This window comes from Litorivivens sp. (genome assembly GCF_041625495.1).
GTDB lineage: Bacteria > Pseudomonadota > Gammaproteobacteria > Pseudomonadales > Spongiibacteraceae > Litorivivens.
Window position 1 is genome coordinate 1 of sequence record NZ_JBFJTH010000143.1, and the last position, 10,037, is coordinate 10,037.

Genomic DNA, 10,037 nt, shown 5'->3' on the forward strand with positions numbered 1-10,037 from the left:
ACCCAAGTGGCAAACAGATCGCGAAAAGCCGTGGCACTTTCAAAGATCGCACCGGCTTTGCGTAGTTCGGTTTCCGGATGCATCGGGGTCACTTCGATACCCAGCTCCTTGACCTGCTTGTCGGTGACGCCGGTCGCCCGTCGTCCCTCGATCAAGAGTTTGCCATTCTTATCTTTGGCATTGATCAAACCCAAAGCGCCATGACAGACCGACGCAATCACCGGCGCTTTTGGCGCATAGTACGCAGCGCTGACTAGGGACGCCAACTCTTCGGAGTTACCCATGTCGTAGGCTGCTCCCCATCCCCCGGCGAGAAAAACAACATCGTACTGGCTGACATCCACATCGCTCACAGGGATCGAGTTGTTGGCTTTCGCCCGAAAAATACTATCCTCCAAAAAGCGCTTATCATGCTCGGTGCTTATCGGGTAAGAAAGTGTCTGAGGGTCAATCGGTATAGCACCACCCTGAATACTGGCGATGTCGACCTCCATCCCCGCTTCCTGAAAAACGTAGTACGGGTGGGTCATTTCAGAGGCAGCGACACCGGTGGCAGGTCCATCATCTGAGCCTGGCTCTGCCAGCACACCGTGACTGGTGGTAATGATCAGGGCTTTTCCTCCAGGGAACTCGGCGGCTTCACCGGTGTATTCCGGGTGCAATCCCGCAAATCTCAGGAGCGATGGCAGCGCGATCGCGACCAGTGCAATAACGGCGAAAATTGAAGCAACTACAATTGTAATCTTGTTCATGGTCACATGTTTCCTTTCTTGACTAGATGGTCAGGCCACCATCAACGACAATGCACTCGCCGTTGGTATAGCTGGCGGCATCGGATACCAGGTACAAAACAGTTCCTGCCATCTCATCCGGATCTGCATGCCGCTTCATGGGGATGCGGGATATCGCTTCTTGGTAAATTTCATCGCTGCTAAATAGCGCTCCAGCAAATTTCGTCTTGGTAAATCCGGGCAGCAAAGCATTTACTCTGATTCCGAAGCTGGCACATTCCTTGGCAAAGGCTTTCGTCATATTGACGACTGCTGCTTTGGTAATGGAATAAATTCCCTGGAAGTCACCCGGCTGAAGGGCGTTTACGGATGCTGTATTGACTATCACCCCGCCACCATTTTCTCGCATTAGTCTGCCAGCGTGGATAGACATAAAGAAATAGCCGCGGATGTTTACCTCTACGGTTTTGTTGTACGCGGCCAGGTCGGTATCGAGAATATTTCCGAAAAAAGGGTTCGCAGCAGCGTTATTGATCAGAATATCCAGTCGACCGTGCTTCGACTTCACATGATTAAAGACGCGCTCGATATCCTCCATGCTGCCGACATGGCAGGCGAAAGCTTCTGCGCTGCCCCCTGTTTCATTAATCGCATCTGCAACCAAGTGGCAGTCATCTATTTTGCGGCTCGACACAATGACATGCGCGCCCTGCTCTGCCAGCAGTTTAGCAATTGATTCGCCGATACCACGACTGGCACCTGTAACCAGTGCAATTTTATTTTGTAGGTCGAAAAGCTTTGTAGCCACGTTATAAAATCCTTAAGTAGTAGTCAGCACTCAGAGCAGTAATGTTTCACAGCCAGTTCCCTGGATAAATTGGTTGACTCTTTCACGGTCTGAAACAGACAGCGCATCGTAAGCTTCGCGTATCCATTGCAAGCATTTCGCCTGATAAGGGAATGATTGTTGAATCCAGCGTGCGCCATCGATTTCGGTTTCCCATTCTTTTTCACCAGCTGCGACGGCGGCAGAATTGGCTAGCAAGGCTGGCGCATACACTCTGCCGCACTCTACGAGAAGTCCGCGCAAGGAATCTGGTTGTTCTTCCAGCGTTTTCCAATCGTCGCCGGTCACATCAAGTCCCGATAGGTCACCGAGCATGTACACCAAACCCACTGTGCGGGGAGATAATTCATGAGCAATACGTCGCGGGGTGGGATCAAATCCTACAAGCTGGGTGAGCTGCCCATACAGGGCGAAGTCGCTAGCCGCTGGCCGGTTGCCAAGCAGGAACGGTTGCTCAGTCAAATGGGCTTGCATTGCCTTTAGTAGACGGTGGTAACTGGCCTCAATGATCGGGGCTGTCACGTTGTTCGAGCCCACATAGCTTAATCGGGATATCTGTCGCTCGGTAAAGAACGTTTTAAACTTTGCAGCATCGCTATCGCCGATGTGGGAGCCGGAGCTCAAAGGCAGCAGTGTTCCAGCGTTGTCGGCGTCATCCTCTGGATACCAGCGATAATGGAACATATATTTGGTTGCCCACTCATCTGCGAAGTCTTCAAGCAGGTAGTCAATGAACGCAAGCGCGGGATCAGTTGGTAGTACGGAACGTCCCGAGTATCTGGATTCTAGCTCCCGAATGATAGGAGTTGAATCACAGCGGGCTGTTAAACTATCGCCCCCGTCATCAAACAAAAAGGTGGGCATAAAAACCATCTTTGGAGCGGCAATCCCCATCTGCTCGAGTACTACTTGAGGCATGCCCCACGTAACGCTATAGGGAATTTGACGATAGCGCAGGAGACCCAGCATTTTCTGGGTATAGGGCGACCCAGGCGCACCGATAAGTTGCAGTCGATCAGATGTGTCCATATAGCGCGGCCCGGCCGTTAGCGGAATAACTATGTGCTGTTGACTTTATTATTATGGCATTGTTAATGTCAATATATGATTGCAAAGTTTTAACGGCATGAGTCGTTCTGTCTACCGGCAACAATAGACAGAGAATATGCCACTATATACAATTGGCCGCAAAATCATTCATGGCATGAATGACCACTTTTGCGCCACGCTCAGGAATCCGTTATATGTCCAAAACCACTGCCCAGAAACCCGCCGATGGCCGCCGCCAGCGGACAGAGCGCAGTCGTGCAGCTATTGTTTCCGCAGCCGTGGACCTGGTTAACGAAGGTGTGCTGATTCCAACTGCGCAGCAAATTGCAGAACGCGCGGGTGTTGGATTACGCACTTTCTTTCGGCACTTCGAAGATATGAGCTCACTCTTCGTCGCCGTCGATGAGAGTATTCGCGACGAATATATTGCGCTTACGCTGGGCGGGGATCGAAAAGGGACGCTGGACGAGCGCATCGAACACGCTGTCGACCGGCACGCGGAAGTGTATGAGCAGAATACCAATATTGCCCTGTGCACTGCAGCCCAGCGCTGGAAATATGAGTTTCTGCGGAAAAACTACGCCAAAATGCAGCGCGGTCTGCGCAAGGATCTTGACGACTGGCTACCAGAGCTCACTCAACTCGATAAAGCCTATCGCGAAGCGGTCGATGCCATCGCTTCCTTCGAAATGTGGTATCGACTGCGCGAGCATCAGGGTCTCAGCAAGGCTGCCAGTCGAGAGCTAATCAGCACGCTAATCAAAGATATCCTGGCCCGGCGCTGAGGCCAGGTATCGGCCCCATATCCCAAGCCCCTTTCTCCACTGGTTAACTATCCAGTAGTCACAAATACGGATAAAAATTCGGCTACGTTATTCTTGACATCTGCTCGTCGTCGATACATATTGGCACTATAACTGCCATAATATTTGCCGCTGATCACTCGCGGCAAAGAACTACGGGAAGCCAATAATGAACAGAACATATCGATCTTCGTTGAAACGCTCACTCTGCATGTTCGCGCCTCTAGCGGCGGTCGGCATTATGCCCGGCGGGGTCAGCGCTGAACGAATGATTGAAGAAGTTATTGTCACCGCACAGAAACGCGAACAAGGCCTTATCGACGTGCCTGCTTCGGTATCGGTTGTTGGCGGCGAAATGGCCAGCGAAGCCGCACTGGTTGATGCGCAGGATATGGTGCAGTACACCCCCAATGTGAAATTCAACTCAAACAACTCGAACCCAGTATTAAGTATTCGCGGTTTCGGCACGCCCCCGCTGGCGAGAAATATCGAGCCCTCGGTGGGTGTTGTTATTAATGATGTCTATTACGGACGAGCGACCTTTACCAACGATGGCGCCTTTGACATGGAGCGGGTTGAAGTTTTGCGTGGCCCGCAAGGCACTTTGTTTGGCAAGAACACCGTTTCAGGCGTACTGAATTTCACGACACGTGCTCCTGACACTGAACTCCGGGGATACTTAAATGTAGCAGCGGGCTCTCTTGATGAAAAACGCATCGAAGGTGGCTTGTCATTTCCGGTACTGTCAGACAACGTGGGCGCACGATTGTCTTTTCGCAAACGCGAGCGTGAGACCGGTAACTACAACACCACATTAGACAAAGACCTCAAACAGGAAGACGAATCCTTTCGTCTGAGACTGGCATGGGAAGCCAGCGACTGGCTTGCACTGGGCCTGGATTACTTTCAAACCGACTCAGAACTCAACGGCTATGGTCTTCAGTACCAAAAGGCAACACCGCGAGCAGCCGAAGTCTATCGAGAAGCCGATCCGAGATTTGAAGACGATGTATACGATGGAAAATCGTCGATCAGCGTCGATGAATTCAATGAAAGACATTCTGAGTCGCTCACGCTCAATGCGACCGCCTTCTTCGAAAATGTCGGACCGATACCGACCCTGGAAGTAGCCTTAATAGCCAACACCGCGAAAATCCGCTCACCCTTCCTGCTGGATTCCGATTTCAGCCCAGTCCAATTTTCCCAACTCGGAACAGATGGTCCCGAGGGGTTCGACCAAAAATCGCTGGAGCTGCGGTTTACCGGTGACCTGGCAGCTCCCTTTGGCTGGGGCAACGGCATTGACTTCGCCACGGGACTATTTGCCTATCAATCAGATGCAGCCGCGACGCAGCTAAGCGTTATCTACTACGACGGCCTGGACGAGGTGCTGCGCGCCGGACAAGGCGGACTTCCGGCAGCAAGCGCTCCGGTGCTCGTTCCCACGTTAATTGCGGCTGATCGCGCCGCGAGTGGCAATCCCAATCAAGACAAAGCGATTACCCGCAACATTTCAGCGCTGGAGAACACCTCCCAATCAGTATTCGCTCAATTCACCTGGTATCTGTCAGACCGAATGGATCTGACACTGGGGGCACGTTACGGCGAGGAAGACAAGGAAGGTTTCACCGGCTCACAATCTGACAGCCAAGTTGTGGCGAAGCAGATTGGGGGGCAGCAAGACTTTTTCGAATCCTACACCGCCAAAGAGTACGATCTGTCACCCAAGCTGGCGTTTTCCTGGGAGATTTGGGATGACGTACGACTGTTTGCCGTTGCCAGCAAAGGCACAAAAGGCGGCGGTGTTAGTGGCCCCTTGATTTCACCGATCGATACCACCTATACCAAGGAAACCGCCGTCTCCAAGGAAATCGGCATCAAGAGTTTTCTGCTGAACAAAACGCTGCAACTTAACCTGACCGCTTATCATGTAGATTATGAAGACCTTCAGGTGCAGGCTTTTAACGGTGTTCAATTCACCACGGTTAATGCCGCTGAGGCAACCGGTAAAGGCTTCGAGCTGGATTTTCAGTGGTTGCCCGACTGGCAGGCATTGACTATTGCCGGCAGCCTCGGTGTGTCTGACACGGCCTACGACAGCTATCCCTGCGCCCCCGGCACGGCGACACAAACAACAGCTGATAACCCGCCCCAGTGCGGCACCGAGATTCCACGGCAAGATCTGAGTGGCCGGGAAGTACCCTTCGCACCAAAAGTCTCCGCCAGCCTCTATCCCTCACTCAAGTTTCCGATTAGTGATCAGTGGGGCATGTTGGTCGGACTGGATATTCTTCACCAAGGTGAGCACTACCTCGATATCGACCTGGATGAAGAAACCTTTCAGGAAGCGACCACCAAAGTGAATCTGCGGCTAGGCCTGAAACAGTTGGATGGCGGCTGGAGCGTGGTATTCAACGCGAAAAATTTGACTGGCGAGCAATCGCGAACCATCTTTCTGGATAGCCCGCGTAACGCCGGTAACTATGTGGCGCTGGCAGAGCACGACGAGCCGACTTATACCATTGATGTGCGGTATGCTTTCGGTGAAAACTGATTCCCCTTAAGAAACCAATAATCGTAGGGAACCGCTATATATGGCTAAAAAACTGATAACACTCATTTTTGCGGCGAGTGTCGCCGCTTGCATGCCTGCGGGAATCACCAGCAAGCTTATGGAGAAAGGCATTGAGGCGCGTATGTCGGCTGAGCGCCTCAAGGAGCTGGACGACGGCTTGCATCTGGCCCTGTGCGGTGCCGGTGGCCCGATGCCTGCGCCTAATGCTTCCGGCCCCTGTGTACTGGTTATTGCTGGCCAGCAAATGTTTGTGGTTGACGCGGGAACTGATGGCACCCGCAATATAGGCCGGATGGGCTACAACATCGGCGATATTGAGGCAGTTTTTCTTACCCATTTTCACTCGGACCATATCGATGGTCTGGGTGAGATGGCAACCCTGCGCTGGGCCAGTCGCGCTAATACCAGTCCACTCCCCGTTTATGGTCCCCAGGGCGTAGAGAATGTGGTCGCCGGCTTCAATCAGGCCTATCAATACGACTTCATTTACCGCCACGAACATCATGGCGACACCGTTGCACCTGTCAGCGGCGCTGGCCTGGAGGCTCGCCCCTTTCAAAAACCGGATGACGGCATCCTGACCACACTCGTTCAGACACCTGATCTGAAAATCGAGGTATTAGCCGTGGAACATGCGCCAGTCGAGCCGGCTGTAGGCTATCGTTTTACCTACAAGGACCGCTCACTACTGATAACCGGTGACACTATAAAATCTGAAAATATCGCCCGTTTCGCCAAGGGGGTTGACCTGCTCGTACATGAGGCGCTATCCCCCAACCTGGTCGGCCTGATGAACAAGGTCGCCAAGGAAACAGGTAATACTGTGATGGCAAAGGTCACTCACGATATTCTGGATTATCACGCCAGCCCCGTTGAGGCTGCCGAAACAGCGCGCGATGCCGGAGTCGGTCACCTCCTCTACTACCATATCGTTCCACCTATGGTCATTCCCGGGCAGAAAGCCCTGTACCTTAATGGTGCTGACAAGATTTTTAAGAACTACACGATTGGCGAAGATGGCGTCGCCTTTAGTCTTCCGGCTGGATCCGATGAGATTATTAAAACGAGCGAAGACCTCTGACGGCTGGGGGCTTTTTGGAGTAAGCCCTCATGCCCATGATTAACACGCCGAGATGGTAAATCGTGGTAACGGTTTTTATGGAAGGATACCGCTATGAACAAGGTTGCATTTATTCTCGGTGTGGGCGCGAGCAATGGTCTAGGCGCTGCGATAGCCCGAAGATTCGCCCGCGAAAACCTTCACGTTTGCGTGGCCGGCAGAACCGCTGACAATCTGAACGCTGTTAAACAAGAAATCGAAGCACAAGGTGGTGTGGCGTCGATTGCGGTTTGTGATGCAACAGACAGCCAGCAAATCCACCACGCGTTAAATAGCTGTGAGCAATATGGACAACTAAGTGCTGTTATATTCAATGTTGGAAATAATGCTCATATTTCTTTTGCGGATCTAAAGGCAGAGCAGTTTGAAAAATTCTGGCGGGTCTGTACCTATTCAGGGTTTTTAACCGCCAAAGAAGCGCTGCCTCGGCTCAAAAAACATGGCGGGTCCTTGTTGTTCACTGGCGCATCCGCCTCATTGCGTGGTAGGCCTGGTTTTGCACATTTCGCAGCAGCTAAGGCAGGCTTAAGGTCAATGGCTCAGGCGCTGGCAAAGGACTATGGTCCAAAGGGAGTTCACGTGGCACATGTCGTTGTGGACGGCGCCATTAACGGCGAGCGTTTACGCTCAGCCCTACCGGAGTATCTTGACCGACTTGGTGAAGACGGCTCGCTCGATCCCGACGCTATAGCCGAACTGTATTGGTTGCTACACGCTCAGCCGCGCAATGCCTGGTCATTTGAACTTGATGTGAGGCCTTACAAGGAAGTTTGGTAAGACTAAAGTAGCCTCTGAGATCGCACCCAAACTGATGCCGTTTCTTATCTAGCGACTGTTGAGTGGGGTTACTTCGTCTCGCGAAAATTGACAGGTGTGATTTTACTCCAACGGATAAAGGCCCGGCGGAAATTTGTCATTTCGGTATAGCCAAGCCAATGGGCAATGTCCTCAGCTGAAAGCTCGGTATCTGCTAGGTATTTCTTAGCCAATAGGTTTCTCACGTCATCGCAGATTATTCTAAAGTTGGGAGGCTCGCTTTCCTGCCTGTGCTGAAGGGTGTGTAGAGCGTAAAAACCATTTGGAAGTTTGGGGGCAGATTTATCTTCTGGCCAGTAATACATAGGAAAATAGATTGGCGATTGACCTTTCCCACGATTATGCGCCGGCAGTGATAGCTGTAGGGCGTGTAGAATCCGAAGATCTGATAGTGTTATTGCATTTGCAAAGGTTCTGTACGCCCCAGAGTTGGTCGTTTGATTAGATTGGGCTGGCGCTTAAAAGTATTAATCGGAACACGAACAGTATGGTGACTACGAGGTGGCTGGAAGCTGCAATTAATAGCAAAGATGTAGCAGCGCCGAAGGTCGGTTTTTAGGCTGCCTGACCGAGCTCTCTCACTCTACTTAAAGTTCCAAAATAAACAATTGCATAACTTTGGCAAGGAGTCTTTTTTGTTCCGCAAGGTTTTCCGGTGACAGCATATCTCCCGCGCCAGCCCCATTCAAAAGTTTCTGCGATAGAAAATAGCCTGTTACTGCGTTGAACATGAGTATCATCCTCAGAGTGATGCGTTGCTTGTCGACACGATTCTCAGGGCTGATTTGCGCCCACATATTCTCACCGTGGGCAAAGAGCTTCGCTAACCAATGTGTGATAACGGTATGCCCTGTGTCATCTGGGCTCCCGATTAGAGCTTGGTGAAACAAGGCTGGCATAGCCGGGTGCTCAGCGAGCAAGTCAGTCAGCGTTGCTGGTAGTGTCACCAAATCTTTCTCCGGTGCGCCATTCACGATTGTCGCTTCAATGGCATCGGCAAGCGGCTGAAGTGCCCTGTTTAGAACTTCGCTATATAAAGCGTCCTTTCCCTTAAAGTGGTTGTAAATGCCGGGTTCTTGGATGCCGGCATTGGCGGCGATATCCCTCAGGCTGGTATTGCTATAGCCCTTGCTGGCAAATAACTTCTCCGCAGCATCCAAGAGTTTCAATCGCGTGCGTTCGCCTTTGGTCAATCTGTGAATTCTGTCTGTCTTCTGGGTCATAAAATTAGGATGTATTCATAAAAAAGCATATTTTATTCCCGAATTATCTCACCTTACACCGTATTGTTGCCATAAATATTAATCAGTGATAATTTTATGGCGCTACAGGAGAAGGGCATGACAATAGACATAAAAGAGCTGGTAAGCGACGATGCTTCTCTTATCAGTCGCCGTGTTTGGAGTGATTCAGCCGTTTACGAGCTTGAAAAGCGGGCTATTTTTGGTAAATCGTGGCTATTCTTGGGGCACGAATCTCAAATCAAGAAGGCCGGTGATTTTGTTCAGGCCTATATGTGCGAGACACCAATCATTCTCGCCCGGGGTGAGGATGGCGCGATTCACGCATCCGTAAACAGCTGTACCCACCGGGGTCTTCCGGTCTGTCGCAGTGATCACGGCAACACCAAGCGGTTCGTATGCCCTTACCACAATTGGTCTTATACGGTGAGCGGTGAGCTTGCCGTAATTCCGCAAGAGCGAAAGGTTAAATGTAGTCCTGACAAGTCCAAACTCGGGCTGAAAAAAGTGCCTAGAGTTGAAAGTTGGCGGGGGCTAGTGTTCGGCTCGTTTAATCCGGAGATTGAGCCGCTTGAAGGTTACCTAGGCGACATGAAGTTCTATTTGGGAGCCTGGATAGATCGTTTTCCCGGTGGCATCGAGTTCATAGGTTCACCTCAGCGCTGGGTGTTGGATGCCAATTGGAAACTGCCAGTTGAAAATCAGTTGGGCGATGTTTATCACGGCCCCTACCTGCATGCTTCGCTGATAGGGTCAGATACGGAAGCGGGTGTCGAAATAGACAACCATGCATTCAATGCGATACCTATCAAGGGACACGGGGCGTCGTTTCGCCTAATGCCTGAGGATACGCC

At 51.5% G+C, this 10,037-nt stretch carries 10 protein-coding genes; 5 read left to right on the forward strand and 5 right to left on the reverse strand.

Translation table 11 applies throughout. From position 1 onward, the window contains the following. From ABYP39_RS14475 to ABYP39_RS14485, 3 genes are all read right to left on the reverse strand, one after another. On the reverse strand, positions 1–752 hold a 752-nt coding region (locus ABYP39_RS14475; RefSeq protein ID WP_372783205.1), incomplete at its 3' end, for a type 1 glutamine amidotransferase domain-containing protein. Positions 753–774: 22 nt separating this feature from the next. Then, positions 775–1,539: an SDR family oxidoreductase gene (locus ABYP39_RS14480; RefSeq protein WP_372783207.1), complete on the reverse strand. Its 765-nt coding sequence runs from the start codon at positions 1,537–1,539 to the stop codon at positions 775–777. A 30-nt stretch (positions 1,540–1,569) separates the two neighbouring features. Then, positions 1,570–2,607 carry a glutathione S-transferase N-terminal domain-containing protein gene (locus ABYP39_RS14485; RefSeq protein WP_372749641.1) on the reverse strand — a complete coding sequence of 346 codons (1,038 nt, stop codon included), beginning with the start codon at positions 2,605–2,607 and terminating at the stop codon, positions 1,570–1,572. A 215-nt stretch (positions 2,608–2,822) separates the two neighbouring features. On the opposite strand from ABYP39_RS14485, the gene ABYP39_RS14490 reads away from it, so the two are divergent. From ABYP39_RS14490 to ABYP39_RS14505, 4 genes are all read left to right on the forward strand, one after another. Beyond that, the gene (locus tag ABYP39_RS14490) at positions 2,823–3,413 is read left to right on the forward strand and encodes a TetR/AcrR family transcriptional regulator (protein ID WP_372749642.1); all 591 of its coding nucleotides are present in this window, start codon (positions 2,823–2,825) and stop codon (positions 3,411–3,413) included. A gap of 187 nt (positions 3,414–3,600) precedes the next feature. Next, positions 3,601–5,985 carry a TonB-dependent receptor gene (locus ABYP39_RS14495; protein WP_372783209.1) on the forward strand — a complete coding sequence of 795 codons (2,385 nt, stop codon included), beginning with the start codon at positions 3,601–3,603 and terminating at the stop codon, positions 5,983–5,985. 40 nt (positions 5,986–6,025) lie between these two features. After that, a complete protein-coding gene (locus ABYP39_RS14500) occupies positions 6,026–7,087 on the forward strand; it encodes an MBL fold metallo-hydrolase (RefSeq protein WP_372749810.1) in 1,062 nt (353 codons plus the stop codon). Positions 7,088–7,180: 93 nt separating this feature from the next. Beyond that, on the forward strand, positions 7,181–7,903 hold the full coding sequence (locus ABYP39_RS14505; RefSeq protein ID WP_372749809.1) for an SDR family NAD(P)-dependent oxidoreductase: 723 nt from the start codon (positions 7,181–7,183) through the stop codon (positions 7,901–7,903). A gap of 68 nt (positions 7,904–7,971) precedes the next feature. Here ABYP39_RS14505 and ABYP39_RS14510 read toward each other — a convergent pair whose 3' ends face one another. Both ABYP39_RS14510 and ABYP39_RS14515 read right to left on the reverse strand, forming a co-directional pair. Continuing rightward, a complete protein-coding gene (locus ABYP39_RS14510) occupies positions 7,972–8,247 on the reverse strand; it encodes a helix-turn-helix domain-containing protein (protein WP_372783211.1) in 276 nt (91 codons plus the stop codon). A gap of 282 nt (positions 8,248–8,529) precedes the next feature. After that, positions 8,530–9,111 (reverse strand): TetR/AcrR family transcriptional regulator, encoded by a 582-nt coding sequence (locus ABYP39_RS14515; protein WP_372783213.1) that lies wholly within the window; start codon positions 9,109–9,111, stop codon positions 8,530–8,532. A gap of 171 nt (positions 9,112–9,282) precedes the next feature. Between ABYP39_RS14515 and ABYP39_RS14520 the strand changes: the two genes are divergently transcribed. Then, positions 9,283–10,037: Rieske 2Fe-2S domain-containing protein (locus ABYP39_RS14520; protein ID WP_372783215.1), on the forward strand; the 755-nt coding region annotated here is incomplete at its 3' end.